Source organism: Idiomarina sp. H2, from assembly GCF_004364275.1.
GTDB lineage: Bacteria > Pseudomonadota > Gammaproteobacteria > Enterobacterales > Alteromonadaceae > Idiomarina > Idiomarina loihiensis.
Genome location: NZ_SNZY01000005.1, coordinates 237,073 through 253,960, shown reverse-complemented (window position 1 = coordinate 253,960; position 16,888 = coordinate 237,073). Strand labels below are relative to the sequence as shown.

Genomic DNA, 16,888 nt, shown 5'->3' with positions numbered 1-16,888 from the left:
ATATAACAAGGAGATAAAAATGAAAGACGTTCTATTTTTTAACAATATGCTGACGCCGAAGATTATTACTTTCGTATACTGGATTCTGCTTTTGGCCGCGGTCATTGGTGGCATAAGTACTATGTTTGCCGGATACGAAGGTTTTACCTTTGGTAGCTTTATTATGGGGTTACTTGCTGCCGCCGGTGGGGCACTTGGCGCCAGAATTTGGTGTGAGCTGCTTATTGTTCTGTTTAAAATGAACGAGGCTCTGCAGGATCTCCGTAAGAAGTAAGTGATAGAAATAAAGAGATGCAACACTTCTTAGTGAAGCATTTCATCAGTTGCGCGGCCCTCCTGTTGGAGGGCCTTTTATTTTAGGTCTTTTCTCAGGACTCAAATGAGCCTATTCTAGGGTTATACAACTCACTAACATCAGGTGTCACCCTCTTGCGAAACCTTCTTGCTATTGCTTTGTTGCTACTTGCTTCGGAGTCAATGGCTCAGGATGTAACACTGAAAGTGGGGGTTTACGACAACCCACCTAAAATCATGTTCGATGAATACGGCCAGTTAAGCGGTATTCATGGCCAGATCCTTATGACTATTGCACAGCGCCACAACTGGCAACTGGTGCCGGTAGAATGTGACTGGGATCAATGCTTAAAGCTTTTGCGCGAAGGGCGAATTGATATTTTCCCGGATGTCGTGAAAAACGATGAAAGAGAGACTTGGGCTAGTTTTCATAATGAGCCAGCTTTATTGAGTTGGTCACAGCTTTATGCGCCGAAAGAAGAGAAGATTACTAACCTTTTAGATTTGAACAACAAACGTGTGGCGGTACTGCGGGACTCTGTTCAGGAAGAGTATCTAAAACAATTAATTGAGAATTTTGATCTAAACAGTGAGCTTTATCCGGTGCAGAGCCTTGCTGAAGGGTTTGATGCGGTTGTTGCAGGAAAGGTCAACGCCACTTCGGCAGATCAGCTTTTTGGTGATAAGCAGGTGGCAGAATATGACATTGAAATGACTCCCATCATGTTTCTTCCGAATGAGGTGTTCTTTGCTGTTCCTAAAGGCTTTCATTCAGATATTCTGACAACTCTCGACAGAGAACTAAAGCGTTTAAAAGCCGATGAAAACTCCGTTTATTATGAAATTATTGAACGCTGGAGTTCAGGCCAAAGTCGTTTAACAATTCCTGTTTACGTTTGGTGGTTAATTGCGGTACTGGCTTTACTGTTCTCGACTGTTGTTGGGTTTAATCTGCTTCTGCGTCGCAAGGTTGCCGAAAAAACAAAAGCGCTGGCCGAAAGTAAGTATCGTTTGAATACTATTTTAGACAGCGTTGAAGCTTATATTTTTATTAAAGATAAAGAACTTAAGTATCAGTACGCGAACCAGCAGGTTTTAAAACTGTTTAAGTTAAACCTTGATAGCGTCATTGGCAGAACCGACTACGATTTATTTGATAAAAGCACCGCCGATACGCTTAAAGCTTTCGACAACAAAGTGATAAAAAGCGGTAAGCGAGCTGCTCAGGGGGAAGTGAATACTCTGCCCGGCGAAAAAAAGCCACTTCATTTTTGGTCTGTAAAAGTACCGTTATATGATACCAATAGAAATGTTATTGGTTTATGCGGAATTTCGACAGATATTTCAGAATATCAGAGTATGAAAGAGGAAATTCAGTCTCTTGCGTACTTCGATCCTTTAACCGGCCTGGCAAATCGACGGTTCATGCTGGAGCGTTTAAAAGACGAGTTTTATCGTTACCTGAATGGCGGAGATGATGGTGTGCTGGCAATGCTGGATATTGACCAGTTCAAGAAAGTTAATGACAGCGTAAGCCATGACGCAGGAGACGAGTTGCTGGTTTTATTTGGCCAGAGGCTGGAGTCTGAGCTGCTTCAGACTGAAATTGCCGGCCGTCTGGGGGCGGATGAATTTATGGTGCTGTTAAAGAGTAAAAGCGGTACTAATCTGCTGGAAGACAAGAATTTGCGCCAGCGCCTTCAGGTATTGGTAGAGCGTTTAAGTGAGCCCTATCAATTAGGTGAAAAAACGGAGTCGGTATCAGTCAGTATGGGTGTCACTTTGTTTTCCGATGCGCAAAACACTGGCGATCTACTTCAGGGAGCTGACTTGGCACTGTCGCAGGCAAAAGAGACCAAGGCATCAAAGCTGCAATTTTTTAATACGGGCATACAGCGCGAGTTTAATTATCGACAACAGATGATAGCCGGATTACGACAGGCAATAACGACAGAATCACTGGAAGTGTATTTGCAGCCGCAGTACCAACAGTTAACGGATGAAGCCAGCCTGTGTTGTTTGGGGTTTGAAGCTTTACTCCGCTGGCACGACGAAGAACTGGGCTGGGTGTCTCCTGCAGAGTTTATTCCGTTAGCTGAAAGTCAGGGGCTCATGCCCGACTTGCATCGGTTGGTGTTGAACCAGGTATTGGCAGCAATTCCCCAATTACCACACGATTTAAGTGATAAAGGCGCTCGTGTCGCGATAAACGTCAGTGCCAGTCAGTTTAAGTACCCCGGTTTTGTAGAAGATATTGAAGCCCGGTTAACGGCGGCGGGTATTTCCGGAGAGTTGCTTGAGCTGGAAGTAACCGAGAGTTTACTTATTGATGATATTGAAAACACAGCAGCGAATATGGAAAGGCTAAAACGCTTAGGAGTGACCTTTGCGCTGGATGACTTTGGTACCGGTTACGCCTCTTTGGGTTATTTGAAGCGGTTACCCTTAAATTCGTTGAAGATAGATCAATCTTTTGTGCGAGACATGAAAAACGGTAACAGCGATGAAGCTATAGTAAGAACCGTTATAGCACTGGGCAAAAGTCTTGATTTAGCCATTATCGCGGAAGGCGTCGAAACGGAGGAGCACTTGCATAAACTACAGGAAATGGGGTGTTTTTGTTTTCAGGGTTACTATTTTGCCAGACCAGAACCAAGCGATTTTTGGATTTCTGATGAGCGAGTTTAAGTAATGCTAATTTCCTTTATCTGCAATTCGATTATTGTCGGCTTAGCTGTTATTTTCCACTACGAAGCGCTTAACCGAATAGGCTGGTTGATTACTCACATGAGAGTGTTCAGTCAAATTCGACTGATGTTTGGGGTTATGCTCGCAATCATCGCGCATATTGTTGAAGTCGCTATTTTTGCGCTCGCTTATTACTTTATGCATCACGAGAAAGGTTTTGGCACTTTAGTCGGCAATTTTGATGGAAGTTTTTTGGATGCTTTGTACTTTTCTTTCACGGTTTTTAGTACGGTTGGATTCGGTGACATAGAGCCTTCCGGGGCACTCCGATTTTTAACTGGTGTGGAAAGCTTAACCGGATTAGTTTTAATTACCTGGACGGCTTCGTTTCTATACGTTGAAATGCAGCGTTACTGGCATCGTTAACTGAAACATTTGCTAACAGAAGCCTGCTTCTATAAAGCTGTCAGGCGGTGTATCTTTATGACTGAGGCATACCAGCTTGGAAAACAAAACTGATGATGCAGGAAACATTAAAAATTTTAGTGGTAGATGATGACGCGCGGCTGCGAAGCTTGCTGGAGCGTTATCTTACTGAGCAAAACTTTCAGGTACGGGTGGCGCAGGACTCTGAGCAAATGGACCGCTTGCTGACCCGGGAGAATTTTAATTTATTAGTACTGGATTTAATGCTGCCGGGCGAAGACGGGCTCTCCATTTGTAAGCGTTTGCGTAGCCAGGGAAATAATTTGCCTGTCATTATGCTGACCGCGAAGGGCGACGAGGTTGATCGTATTATTGGTCTGGAGCTCGGTGCCGATGACTATCTGGCTAAGCCCTTTAACCCCCGAGAGCTGCTGGCGCGGGTGAGAGCGGTGCTGCGCCGGCGAGGCACCGAAGCTCCGGGAGCTCCTTCGCAGGAAGATCAGGAAATTACCTTCGGTGAATTCCGGCTGAATCTGGGTACTCGCGAAATGTTCCGGGGCGACACACCTATGCCGCTAACCAGTGGTGAATTTGCGGTACTCAAAGCTCTTGTCAATAATGCACGGCAGCCACTTTCGCGCGACAAGTTAATGCATCTGGCTCGTGGTCGTGACTACAGCGCGCTTGAGCGTTCTATTGACGTTCAGGTGTCTCGTTTAAGACGTATGCTGGAAGCGGACCCGACTAAACCCCGATATATTCAGACGGTGTGGGGTCTGGGCTACGTGTTTGTGCCGGATGGTCAACTGAAGTCCTGATGAAACTTTTTCCTAAGTCAGCGTTTGCCCGCACGGTAGCGCTGCTGGCTCTTGTGTTGCTTATCAATCAGCTCGTTTCTTACGTGATGGTAAGCAATTATGTTGTCAGACCCTCCATAGAACAAATTAATGAACTGGTTGCTAAACACATCCGCACCATGTTTATCCCCCGTCAGCATCTAGCTGAAACCGAGCGGGGACTGATGACGAGTTATACTGAAGCCACCGGCATCGAAGTCTTTGATGATGAAGCTGCTGAGAAGCACGGCTTAGGTAACTCAACCTATTATGGTTATTTGTCGGATGACATGAGCGACATGCTGGGTGGCGAAGCCCAGGTGCGGGTAGCTCAGGGTAATAAATTCTATTTGTGGGTAAAACCTCCGCGTGCACCTGACTTCTGGATACGCGTGCCTCTGGATAGTATGCAGCAGGGACGCTTCTCGCCATTGGTGATGTACCTGGTACTCATTGGTTTGCTGAGCGTGTTCGGCGGTATGCTATTTGCCAACTGGTTAAACCGACCGTTAAAAGCTCTGGAGGATTCCGCCCGAAGAGTTGGACGAGGAGAATTCCCTGAGCAATTGTCTGAAAAAGGTGCCACAGAAATTGTGGCGGTGACCCGCGCTTTTAATCAAATGTCGCGCGGTATCCGAGAACTTGAAAATGACCGTAACCTTTTAATGGCCGGTGTTTCTCACGACTTAAGAACCCCTCTTACTCGCATTCGTCTGGCTGCGGAAATGATGCCGCAGGGCGAAGATTGTCTGGCTCAGGGCATTATTGAAGATATAGACGACATGAACGACATTATTGATCAGTTTATCGATTATGTTCGTCTTGATCAGCAGGAGTCCAGCAGCAGAGAGTCGTTGAATGAGCTGATAGAGCAAACTGTGGCGAATGTTCCGGATAACTGGCAAAAGCAGTTTGAGCTGGATTTAGGCAAGTTGCCCAGAGTTTGGTTACGCCCCTTGTCTATGAAGCGCGTCATTATTAATTTGCTGGAAAACGCCGAACGTTACGGTAAAAGTCAGGTGGTGGTCAGTTCCGGGCATGATAAGAAGCAAAAACGTGTCTGGTTCAGGGTAACAGATGACGGACCGGGCATTCCCGAAGAGCAGCAGGCAACATTATTTGAACCCTTTACTCAGGGCGATAAAGCGCGTGGTGGTGTTGGTTCCGGTCTGGGACTGGCTATTATTAAGCGTATTGTCGATCGGCACGATGGCAGTATAAAACTGCAAAACCGCCCGGAAGGCGGCTTGTGCGTGCGTATTGAACTGCCGTTGAATCAGCAACGGCAGTAATCTTGATTACAGCAACAGGCGGTTAATACCGTTAAGTGCCGCAACCCGGTAGGCTTCCGCCATGGTCGGGTAATTAAAGGTGGTGTTAACGAAGTAGTCGATGGTGTTACCACCGTTTTTCTGCTCCATAATAGCCTGACCAATGTGGATGATTTCTGAAGCCCGCTCGCCAAAACAGTGAAGCCCCAGAAGCTCGCGCGTTTCTCGGTGGAATAACAACTTCAGGCAGCCCACATCGGCACCGGAAATTTGCGCCCGTGCAAGGTGCTTAAACTGCGCACGACCGACCTCATAAGGCACTTTCATTTCAGTCAGTTCTTCTTCGGCTTTACCAACCGAGCTGATTTCCGGAATGGTGTAAATACCGGTAGGAATATCGCTGATAAGTGCTTTGTCGCAATTACCGTTAATAATAGCGGAAGCACAGATCCGTCCCTGATCGTATGCTGCGCTGGCTAAACTGGGGTAACCAATAATGTCGCCGACTGCATAAATATTATCGACACTGGTCTGGTAATTTTCATTTACCTCCAATTGGCCGCGATAGTTGGGTTCAAGCCCTACCGCCTGGCAGTCAAGCTGTTCAATGTTACCGGAACGACCGTTAGCAAAAAGCAGACAGTCGGCAGCCATGGTCTTACCGGACTTGGTTTTCAGCACCACTTTGTCGTCATGTCCGGTAATGCTTTCGTATTCTTCATTGTGGCGAATGACAACGCCACTGTTGCGCAAGTGATAACTCAGCGCATCCGAAATTTCAGCATCCAGAAAAGAAAGCAGGCGTTCACGCTGGTTTATTAAGTCCACTTTAACGCCCATACCCCGGAAAATACTGGCGTATTCACTGCCCACCACACCTGCACCGTATATCAGAATGGTTTTAGGTTCATGAGACAACGACAACACTTTATCTGAGTCGTAAATGCGCGGATGCGAAAAGTCGACGTCTTTCGGGTTGTATGGGCGTGACCCTGTAGCGATAACGACATGTTTTGTGATCAAGTCATCGACCGAGCCGTCGAGTTTTGTGACCCTAATACGGTTTTTATCTAAAAAAGAAGCTGTACCGTGCACCACAGTAACGCCGTTACGGTCGTAAAACGAACTGCGTAATTTCACCTGTTTACGAATAACCGATTCTGCATAGTGCAATATGTGACTGAAAGTCATACCGCTCTGCCAGCCAGGCCCGGAAAACAATGGATTATTATTGTATTCAATTAGACGACTGACGGAGTGTCGCAAAGCTTTGGATGGAATGGTTCCCCAATGCGTGCAACCGCCGCCAAGGGCTTTATGTTTTTCTACTATGGCAACGTTGTAGCCGCTTTTGGCCAATTGCATGGCAGCGCCTTCGCCGCCGGGACCAGTACCGATGACAACGACATCGAATTCTGTTTCGGTTTCAGGCTTTATTGCAGTCATATTACTCGCTTCACTACCGGTGTACGGGCTTTAGATAGTAGCACTGTATAAGAAAAGCGTAAATTGACACTGTTTTCTGTGCGCAGAGTCGTTATAGTAAAGAGAGACAATGACTTGGAACCGTTGTATGAGTAAAGAAAAACAAGTCCCGCAAATTCTGGCTCGTCGTGTCGTAGCGCAAAGCCGCTTAATGCGTATTGAGGCCGTCGATCTTAAATTTAGCAATGGTGAGCAGCGTCAGTTTGAGCGCATGAAAGGCAGCGGTCGCGGCGCGGTTATGATTGTTCCCTGCCTGGATGAAGAAACTTTGTTACTGATTCGGGAATACGCCGCAGGCCTGCACGACTATCAACTCGGTTTTCCCAAAGGCCTGATTGACCCGGGCGAAACCCCGGAAGAGGCTGCTCAGCGTGAGCTAAAAGAAGAAGTTGGTTACGGCAGCCGTCAACTTGAATTCTTAATGGAAGTGTCTCTCGCGCCTCAGTTTTTCTCAGCCAAAATGAGTGTTTTCGTAGCTCGCGATTTATACCCCGAAAGCTTGCCGGGCGACGAACCTGAGCCGTTGGAAAAAGTGACCTGGCCATTAAACGATATTGACAACCTGCTGGCTCAACCCGATTTTTCTGAAGCGCGCAGTGTTGCGGCGCTGTTAATGCTTTTGCGTAATCTGAGTGAGGCACAGTAGTGGCAGAAAAAATGCTGGAGAAACTGAAGGAAATAGCATTCGAGGCAGGTGGGGTTATTTTGTCAATGTACGAGCGGCATGACTATAAAACGGCCGAGAAGAAAGACGACTCTCCAGTAACCACCGCAGATCTTGTTGCCAGTGAGCTAATAGAAGATCGACTCAAGCAGTCATTTCCTGAAATCCCGGTGATTTCTGAGGAAAGCGAGCATCAGGACTATAATGAGCGCCGTCAGTGGAAAGCCTATTTTATTATTGACCCGATAGATGGTACTCAGGAGTTTATTTCCCGCTCCGGTGACTTTGCTGTCAACATTGCTTACGTAGAAAACAACGAGCCTGTCATTGGCGTTATTTTCTGGCCGGTCGGGGAAACGCTTTACTATGCTCGGAAAGGCGCTGGCGCCTTTAAGCAAAAAGAGAACGAAAAGCAGTCCATAAGCGTGCGCAAGTTTAGTGACCCTCAGGCTGACCCTATTATTATTGCAATAAGTCGCCAACAGGCACGAGAGCCTGTGTTTAATCGTTTGCAGACAAAGCGCGATATTCAGCCTTTACCAACCGGTAGCTGTTCACTAAAAGCCTGTTTTATTGCCGAGGGCAAAGCTGATTGTTTTTTACGTCTGGGACCTACCGGAGAATGGGATACCGCCGCATCGCAAGTTATTGTTGGGGAAGCTGGCGGTCGCATAGTGAATGAGAATTTTGAGCCCATTACCTACAACCGCACGGTTAGTCTGCTGAACCCGAACTTCTTAGTTCTGGGTGACCAGAACGTGCCCTGGGAAGAAATATTTATTGCCCGTCAGGCCCGTTTCCGGTAACACTGTCTTTGTCGACCACATCGACACTTTCGTGCAGTTCAGAGTAAACAATAACGGCTTCGCCGGACTTCAGGCGTTGCTTCAGTTGCTCCACTTTCGTTTCAAAGCTGAGCTCCTGACTGCCGTAATCGGTTCCTTCGCGCAGTACAATAGATTCCATTAAATTGTTCAGGGTTTCCTGATCAATTTCCTGCCAGGGAATGATCATTTATCCTCCGCTTGCTGCAACTCTTCTGTTAATTCTGCCAGTTCTTCTTCTGCTGTCATCCAGAGGTTTTCCTGTTGTTGCAGATCTTTTTGCGCCTGTGCCTGCTGGTCTAATAGCTTTTGCAATTTGGCTTTATTGGCTTCGTCATAGAGACTACTGTCACTTAATTTTTCGTGAATATCGGCTAGGGTCAGTTCCAGAGCATGAATATTCTTTTCTGCCTTCTCTATTTGCTGGCGTAAAGGCTTGGTTTTTTGCCGAGCTTCAGCTTCTTTGCGTTTCTGCTGCTTGCGATCGTCGCGCTGGCGAGTAGCGGGTTGCTCGCTGCGTTTGTCATTAGCGGCCTGTAGTTGTAACCAATCGTGATAGGCATCTAAATCGCCGTCGAAGGTTTCTGCTTTGCCGTCGGCAACCAGACAAAATTCATCTACCGTAGTACGCAGTAAATGTCTGTCGTGCGAAACCACAATTAACGCGCCTTCGTATTCCTGCAAAGCCGCAACCAGTGCGTCACGCAAGCCAAGATCCAGGTGGTTGGTTGGCTCATCCAGCAGTAACAGGTTAGGACGCTGATAAATAATGAGCGCTAATGCCAATCGGGCTTTTTCCCCACCGGACATGGGTTCGACCGACCGTGTGGCCTGATCACCGGAAAAACCAAAGTTACCTAAAAAGTCACGTAACTTTTGTTCAGTCGCTTGCTTATCTATGCGCTGCAAGTGCAACAGAGCTGAGGCTGCCAAGTCCAGAGTTTCTAGCTGATGCTGAGCAAAATAACCAATGCTGAGACCAGGGTTAACTAACCGCTCGCCAGCCATAGGTTCCAATTCCCCCGCCAGCAGTTTAATCAGCGTTGATTTACCGGCGCCGTTTCGGCCAAGCAAGCCTAACCGGGTTCCTGGCACCAAATTTAGCTTAATCTGCTCAAGAATGGTGGTGTCACCATAGCCCGCTTTGGCGTCGCGCAGCGTTAGCAGCGGATTCGGCAGTTTCTCTGGTGTTAAAAAGTGAAAGTCGATACCACTTTCGGCGCGCAGTGGCGCCTGGTTAGGCAGCTTCTCAATAGCTTTCAAGCGGCTCTGTGCTTGTTTAGCCTTGCTGGCCTTATAGCGAAAACGATCAACGTAGGCTTGCAAATGTTGACGCATAACCTGTGCTTTTTCGTACTCACTTTGTTGCTGAGCCATGTGTTCTGCGCGTTGCCGTTCGAACTGCGAGTAGTTACCGCGGTAGCTGTTCAGTTTTTTATGCTCAATATGCGTAATATCAGTGGTAACCGAGTCGAGAAAGTCACGATCGTGTGATATCAGCAAAAGCGTTCCGTCGTACTGCTTCAGCCAGCTTTCCAGCCAGAAAATCGCGTCCACGTCCAGATGGTTAGTGGGCTCATCCAGCAGCATTAAGTCGGCTCGGGCTATGAGTACTTGTGCCAAATTCAGGCGCATACGCCAACCACCGGAAAAGGCTTTTACCGGCTGTTGCAGTTGTTCCTGGGTAAAACCAAGGCCAGCCATTAAACTGGCGGTTCTGGGCTGAATATCATAAGCTCCGATGGAAGCCAGCTTGTCGTGACAGTGCGCAATAGCTTCGCCGTTGTTATCGCTCTCGGCTTGCGCGAGTTGTGCTTCCAGTTGGCGAAACTCGGTGTCACCGTCCATTACGTAGTCGATAGCAGACTTATCCAGTGCCGGAGTGTCCTGCGCTACGCTGGCAATGCGCCAGTCTGCCGGCAGGTGAATATTACCGCTGTCGGCACTCAGTTCACCACGTAACAGGGCAAACAACGACGATTTGCCACAGCCATTGCGACCGACTAAGCCAACGCGGTGCCCCGGGAATACTTGTAAGTCACTGTCTTCAAATAAAACATCACCGCCACGCAGTAAGGTGATAGCTTCAGCACGGATCATAAACTACTCTTCATTTTGTACAGCTGTTCAGCTGCGGTATCATAGACGTGTTCTGCTCACAATTCTAACACAGGAGCTGTTGTGGCTAGAGAAAAGAAGCGATTTATTGCCGGGGCCGTTTGTCCCAAATGCGATGCCATGGACACGCTCATGCTCTTTATCGAAAACGATACCGAACAAGTTGAGTGCGTGCAATGTAAGCACCGGTTTAGTGAACCTAAAGAGCAGGGTGGTGGTAGCCAGCGTCAGTTTGATCAGGTCATTGGGGTGTTTAAGCCAGACTAAACAAATTGTAGGGAACCATTATGACAGACACCGGCGGCAACCGTTTTAGCAATTGTCTTTATCGCGTTGAGCAAGTACAGCAGGGCGAACAAAAAGCCGCTGAAGCCTGTTCAATGAACATGACGCAACTGATGTCGGCGGCCGGGAAAGCAGTTTTTTCTCAGCTGCAGTCGTACTTTCCGGCACCGGCACGCATTGCGGTCTGTTGTGGAGAAGGGAATAACGGTGGTGATGGCTATATTGTCGCCCGGCTGGCTCAGAAAGCGGGCTACCAGGTGCAAGTTTTTGCGCTCAAACCCAATATTGAATTGCCGGAACCAATGGAGTCTGACGCGCACAAAGCCCGCGCTGCGTGGCGTGAACAAGGCGGTAGTGAAAAGCCCTTATTGGATTGCTCGCCCGAGCAGTTTGATGTGTTGGTGGATGCCTTATTTGGTGTCGGTCTGAATCGTGCGCTTGAGGGTGACCCGGTAAGCTGGGTTCAGCGAGTGAATGGCAGCACGACGCCGGTGGTTTCAGTGGACGTGCCGTCGGGGTTAAATGCTGATACAGGTGATGTGCCCGGTGCTGCGGTTCGCGCTCATCTTACCGTCTGTCTGGTGGCGTTAAAGCGTGGCTTGCTGACCGGGAAGGCTCAAGAGCATACCGGTGAGTTAAAACTTGAAGATTTAGGTATTGGCAGCGCGTTTAAACAGCAAAACGAACCCGACTGGTTCAGAGTCAACGCCGGCCGGGTTGGTGACTGGCTGGCACCGCGTTCACGCTGCACTCATAAAGGTGAGCAGGGACATGTGCTAATTGTCGGTGGCCAGCCAGGCATGTCCGGAGCTGTGATACTGGCAATGCAGTCGGCGCTGCGTGCGGGAGCGGGCAAAGTGTCAGTGGCGTGTCATCCGCAGGTGCAGGGCATAGTTGCGGCAGCGCAGCCGGAAGCTATGGTGCATGGCATAAAAGAAACCGATGCTCTTAAGCCGCTGCTGCGAGAAGCTTCTGCTGTTGCTTTGGGGCCCGGGCTGGGGCAAGGCTCCTGGAGTCAGGAGGTTTTTTCGCAGGTGATGGAAACCGATGTACTGAAAGTTATTGATGCCGATGGTTTAAACCTGTTAGCGAGTAACCCCGTGCGTTCGCCCAAATTATTACTGACACCACACCCTGGTGAAGCTGCACGGTTACTGCAAATGACGACCGATGAAATAGCGTCGGATCGTTTTGCTGCGGCAACAAAACTGCGCGAAAAATACGGTGCGCAGGTATTACTGAAAGGGGCAGGGTCTTTGCTGGTAACCGACAGAGGTAGGTGTTTGATTGACCGCGGTTCACCAGCAATGGCCTCCGGTGGCATGGGCGACCTGTTAACCGGATTAATCGCGGGCTTATTAGCGCAAAGAATGGCTCCGGCACAAGCGCTGATTGCGGGTAGCCTATGGCATGCTATAGCGGGCGAAGAGGCAGGAAACGATGGTGAGAGGGGAACCTTAGCTTCGGATCTGTTGCCTTATATACGACAGTTGGTGAATGGATATGGAAGGGATGATGACTGAGGTACACCAATGTGAGTTGGCTGATGAAGAGGGGACGTTAGCACTTGCGAAGAAATTTTCACAAGTTTTACAGACCCCTTTAGTGGTTTATCTGAGAGGCGAGTTAGGTGCCGGAAAAACGGCGTTTTGTCGCGGTGTTATTCAGGCTATGGGGCATTCAGGGGCGGTGAAAAGTCCGACCTATACTCTTGTTGAGCCCTACCAGCTGCAAGGCTGGCGTATTCATCATTTCGATTTATATCGACTGGCAGATCCGGAAGAGCTCGAATATATGGGAATTCGAGATTATTTTTCTGAAGATACGTTAAACTTTATAGAGTGGCCCGATAAAGGCTATGGTTGGCTTCCCGGTGCGGACATTGAGATAAGAATCGAGTATGCTGGCACGGGTCGTAAACTTACTTTCAGTGCGCTAACTGAAGCCGGACAACAAATAATTAAAACATTATGATGAAGCGATTTTGGGTGTTTTTGTTTGCTTGTGTTCCTTTGTGGGCCTGGGCCGACAACAGTATAGACAGTGTGCGTGTGTGGCCATCTCCGGATAAAACGCGGGTGGTTTTCGACTTGTCGGACACTCCCGACTATTCTTACTTTACGTTGTATCAGCAAAAGCCTTACCGGCTGGTTATTGATTTTAACAATACTTCGTTAAAAGCGGGTTTGGCGAACTTGGGCGAAGAATCGCTGCTGGTCGATAAAATTCGTACAAGCTCACCTAAAAACGCTAACAGTACCCGTATTGTTATTGAGCTGGACTCTAAAAGCGACGCTAACCTTTTTACCTTGCCAGCTAATGAGTCCTATAAAGATCGGTTGGTGGTTGATTTACCCGGTAAATCCAAAGAGCTGAGCGGGCCGGCAAAATCGGTTTCAGAGCTGAAAGACAGGCGCGTAACCATAGCAATTGATGCCGGGCATGGTGGTGATGACCCCGGCTCTATTGGTCCACGCGGAACTTACGAAAAACACGTCGTTATTCGTATTGCCCGTGCATTGGCCAAACTCATTAATGATGACCCTGGTATGCAGGCTTATTTGATTCGAACCGGGGACTACTATGTTGGCCTTAACGAGCGACCGCAAAAAGCCTGGGATGTAAAAGCGGATTTTTTTGTTTCGATTCATGCAGACGCTTTTCGAACACCACAGCCCAGCGGTGGCTCGGTCTGGGTGTTGTCCAAACGCCGGGCAGAATCCGAAGTTGGTCGCTGGTTAGAAAATCGGGAGCAGCAATCTGAGTTATTGGGTGGCGTTACTGATATTTTGCGGAAGAACGGGCACGAACCCTATTTGGCCGAGACTCTGTTGGATATGTCAATGGACAGTTCCATTGCCGGGGCCTACAGTGCCGCGAAACATATAATCGATGAAATGTCGACGGTAACCAAAATGCATAAAAAGACCCCTCAGGCAGCGAGTTTCGCGGTTTTGAAGTCACCGGATAAACCGTCATTGCTGGTGGAAACTGGATTCATTTCAAATCCGCGTGAAGAGCAGTTGTTAACCAGTAATGCTCATCAGCAAAAGCTGGCGCGGGCTCTTTACAACGGGATTCGCCGTTATTTTGTTAGCAACCCAATAGACAATACCTACTTAGCTAACCAAAGCAGTTTTACTTATACCGTTAAGTCCGGAGATTCCTTATCGGTGCTGGCACAGAAGTATAATACTACCGTCAAAGCCATTAAAACCGAGAATAACCTGACCACCAGTAGCTTGAAAATTGGTCAGAAACTGACAATTCCGAGTCGCTGATGGCCATTCAACAATTACCGATAGAGCTCGCGAACCAAATTGCTGCGGGCGAAGTGGTTGAGCGCCCTTCGTCGGTGGTTAAAGAACTGGTAGAAAATGCATTGGATGCCGGGGCTACGCAATTAATTCTGGATATTGAGCAGGGCGGTAGCAAACGCATTCGAATTCGCGATAACGGCGGTGGTATTGTTAAGCAGGAGCTGACACTGGCACTGAGCCGTCACGCCACCAGTAAAATTCAGAGTCTGGACGATTTAGAGCATATTGGTAGCCTGGGGTTTCGGGGAGAAGCTCTGGCCAGTATCAGTTCTGTGTCGCGATTGCGCTTAATATCCAAGCCGCCAGAGCAGAAAGAAGCTTGGCAGGCGTGGGCCGAAGGTAGGGATATGCAAGTGACTGTTGAACCAGCTGCGCATCCGGACGGCACAACCGTCGATATACAGGATCTATTCTTTAATACGCCAGCCAGACGTAAGTTTTTACGCACAGAAAAAACTGAATTCAGCCACATAGATGAAGTTATAAAACGGATTGCGCTTAGCCGTTTTGAAGTTGGATTCCAGCTTAATCATAACGGCAAATCGGTAAGAGCGTTTCCTTCTGCTCAGACTGAAAAACAGCAATTACAACGGTTGGCGAAAATTTGCGGCGGTGGATTTGCTGAGCAGGCTTCAGCAATTGACGCTGTTGATGGTGACTTCCACTTAAGTGGCTGGTTAGTCCCGCCGGAGCATTGTCGGCATCAGGGGGATATTCAGCATTTTTTTGTCAACGGCCGAATGATGCGCGATAAATTGTTATCGCATGCGGTACGTCAGGCCTACGAAAAATATTTGCCGAACGAGCGCGTTCCGACGTTTGTGCTTTATTTTGAACTTCCTGCTGAAGAAGTCGATGTGAATGTACATCCGGCAAAGCATGAAGTCCGTTTTCACCGCCAGCGACAAGTGCATGACTTTATTCTGACCCGCATTGAACAGGCTTTAAACCAGCTGGTTGCGATAGAAAATGAACAACCTGCGATGAGTCATCAGCATTCTTACAGCTTGCAAGAACGGTCATCAGGCGTGACGTCGGACTCCTGTCGGGGAGCGTCAGGTGCGAGCTTTCTGGGCGAGAGAAAAGCATCGGGTTCGTTGTTGCCGAATGCTGCCAGGATTCCTCATGGTAATGCTGGAGCGCAGCTAAGCACCGAGCCAGAGGCAAAGTCAAAGGCGGAACAAAACTGGCGTGTTCTGTCTGTGTTTAATGATGTTTATGCCCTTATTCGCAATGAGTACAGTCTGGCCTGGCTTAATCTGGCTAAAGTTCATACTGAATGTGTCAGCAGAAAACTTACTCAGCAATTGCAGGACGGACTGAACGGGCAGCCGTTACTGGTTCCTGTGGCAGTCAGTTTGGCGAACCTGCCCGGGCCTGCGAGCCAGTGGCCGCAACAGCAATTAAACCAGTGCGGTGTGGTGTATAAAATTCAGCGTGAGCAGGCAATTATTGAGCAAATGCCGGAAATGTTACGTCAGGGCAATGTAGTGAGTGGTTTTACTGACTTATTAACCTTACTGACCGAAGACGCTGAAACTGACCAACTGGCTCGTTGGTTGGCACAGTTTGCTGGTCTTGAGTCGTACAGTCTGACTCAGGCGGAGCACTGGCTTATTCAGTGGCGTTCGCAATTGGCTGAAAGCGCGGATGCGTTACAAAAGTTGCCGTTACCCGGAGAGAATAATGCATAGCAAGGACGCCGTTATTGCCATTTATGGGCCAACAGCTTCAGGCAAAACAGCGTTGTCGCTGGCGCTTTGTGAGCAACTGGATTGTGAGATTATTTCTGTCGATTCCGCGTTGATTTATCGGGGAATGGATATTGGTACCGCGAAACCCAGCGCCGAAGAGCAAAACTTAGTTCCTCATCACTTGCTGGATATTCGCGACCCTGCCGAAACTTATTCGGCGGCCGACTTCCAAAAAGACGCTTTGGCTTTAATTGATGATATTCAGCAACGTGGCAAGGTGCCTTTGTTGGTTGGCGGAACCATGTTGTACTTTAAGGCGTTGCTGGAAGGGCTTTCCCATTTGCCCGAGTCCGATACCAGCGTGCGTGAGAAACTGACCGCCGAACTGCATGAGAAAGGTTTAGCCGAACTGCACAGTCGGCTGCAAAAGGTTGATCCCACAAGTGCGAAACGCATTCACCCTAACGATCCTCAGCGAATTCTGCGAGCTTTGGAGGTTTATGAAATTGCGGGCAAACCCCTGACAGAACTTACCAGGGAGCGTCATGGTCAGTTAACTAAACCCATTTATCAGTTTGCGGTGGCGCCAGTTGACCGGAAAGTTTTACATCAGCGTATAGAACAGCGTTTCGACCATATGTTGGCGCAACCTTTTAAAGAGGAAGTTGCAACTTTGTTTGCCAGATCCGATTTGCATCCGGACCTTCCGTCCTTACGCAGTGTTGGCTATCGGCAAATGTGGCAGCACCTGGCCGGAGAGCTAAGCTATGATGAAATGCGCGAACGCGGAATTATTGCTACCCGACAGTTGGCGAAAAGACAAATGACCTGGCTGCGGGGCTGGCCGGGAGTGCACTGGCTGGAAACCGGCGACCTCAATATGCAGGCGAAAGTCATGACAGCAATGCAGCAGCCCGCAGAGATTTTTAATAGTAAGGATTGAAATTAGACGACCAAGGCCGCAGATCCAATTCTGGACTAAA

At 48.5% G+C, this 16,888-nt stretch carries 16 protein-coding genes; 13 read left to right on the top strand and 3 right to left on the bottom strand.

Annotated features, from left to right (window positions below):
* The first annotated feature begins 19 nt into the window (after positions 1–19).
* From DET62_RS08720 to envZ, 5 genes are all read left to right on the top strand, one after another.
* Entirely contained in the window at positions 20–274 is a 255-nt protein-coding gene (locus tag DET62_RS08720; protein WP_110014165.1) for a DUF4282 domain-containing protein, read from the top strand.
* A gap of 155 nt (positions 275–429) precedes the next feature.
* The gene (locus tag DET62_RS08715) at positions 430–2,982 is read left to right on the top strand and encodes an EAL domain-containing protein (RefSeq protein ID WP_110014164.1); all 2,553 of its coding nucleotides are present in this window, start codon (positions 430–432) and stop codon (positions 2,980–2,982) included.
* A 3-nt stretch (positions 2,983–2,985) separates the two neighbouring features.
* Positions 2,986–3,408 carry a potassium channel family protein gene (locus tag DET62_RS08710; RefSeq protein ID WP_110014163.1) on the top strand — a complete coding sequence of 141 codons (423 nt, stop codon included), beginning with the start codon at positions 2,986–2,988 and terminating at the stop codon, positions 3,406–3,408.
* A 92-nt stretch (positions 3,409–3,500) separates the two neighbouring features.
* Positions 3,501–4,226 (top strand): two-component system response regulator OmpR, encoded by a 726-nt coding sequence (gene ompR / locus DET62_RS08705; protein ID WP_146203639.1) that lies wholly within the window; start codon positions 3,501–3,503, stop codon positions 4,224–4,226.
* The gene (gene envZ / locus DET62_RS08700) at positions 4,226–5,536 is read left to right on the top strand and encodes a two-component system sensor histidine kinase EnvZ (protein ID WP_110014162.1); all 1,311 of its coding nucleotides are present in this window, start codon (positions 4,226–4,228) and stop codon (positions 5,534–5,536) included. The genes ompR and envZ overlap by 1 nt, the downstream gene beginning before the upstream one ends.
* Positions 5,537–5,542: 6 nt before the next feature.
* Here the strand turns inward: envZ and sthA are convergent, their stop codons facing one another.
* Entirely contained in the window at positions 5,543–6,961 is a 1,419-nt protein-coding gene (gene sthA / locus DET62_RS08695; protein WP_110014161.1) for a Si-specific NAD(P)(+) transhydrogenase, read from the bottom strand.
* 127 nt (positions 6,962–7,088) lie between these two features.
* Here sthA and nudE point away from each other — a divergent pair, with 127 nt between their 5' ends.
* The gene (gene nudE, locus DET62_RS08690; RefSeq protein ID WP_016341264.1) at positions 7,089–7,646 is read left to right on the top strand and encodes an ADP compounds hydrolase NudE; all 558 of its coding nucleotides are present in this window, start codon (positions 7,089–7,091) and stop codon (positions 7,644–7,646) included.
* Between the two features lie 11 nt (positions 7,647–7,657).
* Positions 7,658–8,470 (top strand): 3'(2'),5'-bisphosphate nucleotidase CysQ, encoded by an 813-nt coding sequence (gene cysQ, locus DET62_RS08685; RefSeq protein WP_181396977.1) that lies wholly within the window; start codon positions 7,658–7,660, stop codon positions 8,468–8,470.
* Here the strand turns inward: cysQ and DET62_RS08680 are convergent.
* Positions 8,442–8,678 (bottom strand): YheU family protein, encoded by a 237-nt coding sequence (locus DET62_RS08680; RefSeq protein WP_110014159.1) that lies wholly within the window; start codon positions 8,676–8,678, stop codon positions 8,442–8,444. The two genes, cysQ and DET62_RS08680, sit on opposite strands and share 29 nt — an antisense overlap.
* Positions 8,675–10,588 carry a ribosomal protection-like ABC-F family protein gene (abc-f, locus tag DET62_RS08675; protein WP_110014158.1) on the bottom strand — a complete coding sequence of 638 codons (1,914 nt, stop codon included), beginning with the start codon at positions 10,586–10,588 and terminating at the stop codon, positions 8,675–8,677. The genes DET62_RS08680 and abc-f overlap by 4 nt, the downstream gene beginning before the upstream one ends.
* An 81-nt stretch (positions 10,589–10,669) precedes the next feature.
* Between abc-f and DET62_RS08670 the strand changes: the two genes are divergently transcribed.
* Genes DET62_RS08670 through miaA form a run of 6 tightly spaced genes read left to right on the top strand, consistent with a single transcriptional unit; the run spans position 10,670 to position 16,848 of the window.
* Positions 10,670–10,873 (top strand): YheV family putative zinc ribbon protein, encoded by a 204-nt coding sequence (locus DET62_RS08670; protein ID WP_011233589.1) that lies wholly within the window; start codon positions 10,670–10,672, stop codon positions 10,871–10,873.
* A 20-nt stretch (positions 10,874–10,893) separates the two neighbouring features.
* The gene (locus DET62_RS08665) at positions 10,894–12,414 is read left to right on the top strand and encodes an NAD(P)H-hydrate dehydratase (protein ID WP_110014157.1); all 1,521 of its coding nucleotides are present in this window, start codon (positions 10,894–10,896) and stop codon (positions 12,412–12,414) included.
* Positions 12,407–12,865 (top strand): tRNA (adenosine(37)-N6)-threonylcarbamoyltransferase complex ATPase subunit type 1 TsaE, encoded by a 459-nt coding sequence (tsaE, locus tag DET62_RS08660; protein ID WP_110014156.1) that lies wholly within the window; start codon positions 12,407–12,409, stop codon positions 12,863–12,865. Before DET62_RS08665 ends, tsaE begins: the two co-directional genes overlap by 8 nt.
* Positions 12,862–14,172, top strand: coding sequence for an N-acetylmuramoyl-L-alanine amidase (locus tag DET62_RS08655; RefSeq protein ID WP_110014155.1), 1,311 nt, complete (start codon positions 12,862–12,864; stop codon positions 14,170–14,172). Before tsaE ends, DET62_RS08655 begins: the two co-directional genes overlap by 4 nt.
* A complete protein-coding gene (gene mutL, locus DET62_RS08650) occupies positions 14,172–15,905 on the top strand; it encodes a DNA mismatch repair endonuclease MutL (RefSeq protein WP_110014154.1) in 1,734 nt (577 codons plus the stop codon). Before DET62_RS08655 ends, mutL begins: the two co-directional genes overlap by 1 nt.
* Complete coding sequence (miaA, locus tag DET62_RS08645; protein ID WP_034818795.1) at positions 15,898–16,848, top strand: tRNA (adenosine(37)-N6)-dimethylallyltransferase MiaA; 951 nt, start codon at positions 15,898–15,900, stop codon at positions 16,846–16,848. The genes mutL and miaA overlap by 8 nt, the downstream gene beginning before the upstream one ends.
* The last annotated feature ends 40 nt before the right edge of the window (positions 16,849–16,888 follow it).

Bases quoted from the DNA above. Each gene is read 5' to 3' on its own strand.
- abc-f (WP_110014158.1), bottom strand. From the start codon at position 10,588: ATGATCCGTGCTGAAGCTATCACCTTACTGCGTGGCGGTGATGTTTTA.
- mutL (WP_110014154.1), top strand. From the start codon at position 14,172: ATGGCCATTCAACAATTACCGATAGAGCTCGCGAACCAAATTGCTGCG.
- nudE (WP_016341264.1), top strand. From the start codon at position 7,089: ATGAGTAAAGAAAAACAAGTCCCGCAAATTCTGGCTCGTCGTGTCGTA.
- miaA (WP_034818795.1), top strand. From the start codon at position 15,898: ATGCATAGCAAGGACGCCGTTATTGCCATTTATGGGCCAACAGCTTCA.
- cysQ (WP_181396977.1), top strand. From the start codon at position 7,658: ATGCTGGAGAAACTGAAGGAAATAGCATTCGAGGCAGGTGGGGTTATT.
- ompR (WP_146203639.1), top strand. From the start codon at position 3,501: ATGATGCAGGAAACATTAAAAATTTTAGTGGTAGATGATGACGCGCGG.
- tsaE (WP_110014156.1), top strand. From the start codon at position 12,407: ATGACTGAGGTACACCAATGTGAGTTGGCTGATGAAGAGGGGACGTTA.
- sthA (WP_110014161.1), bottom strand. From the start codon at position 6,961: ATGACTGCAATAAAGCCTGAAACCGAAACAGAATTCGATGTCGTTGTC.
- DET62_RS08720 (WP_110014165.1), top strand. From the start codon at position 20: ATGAAAGACGTTCTATTTTTTAACAATATGCTGACGCCGAAGATTATT.
- DET62_RS08680 (WP_110014159.1), bottom strand. From the start codon at position 8,678: ATGATCATTCCCTGGCAGGAAATTGATCAGGAAACCCTGAACAATTTA.
- DET62_RS08710 (WP_110014163.1), top strand. From the start codon at position 2,986: ATGCTAATTTCCTTTATCTGCAATTCGATTATTGTCGGCTTAGCTGTT.
- envZ (WP_110014162.1), top strand. From the start codon at position 4,226: ATGAAACTTTTTCCTAAGTCAGCGTTTGCCCGCACGGTAGCGCTGCTG.
- DET62_RS08665 (WP_110014157.1), top strand. From the start codon at position 10,894: ATGACAGACACCGGCGGCAACCGTTTTAGCAATTGTCTTTATCGCGTT.
- DET62_RS08655 (WP_110014155.1), top strand. From the start codon at position 12,862: ATGATGAAGCGATTTTGGGTGTTTTTGTTTGCTTGTGTTCCTTTGTGG.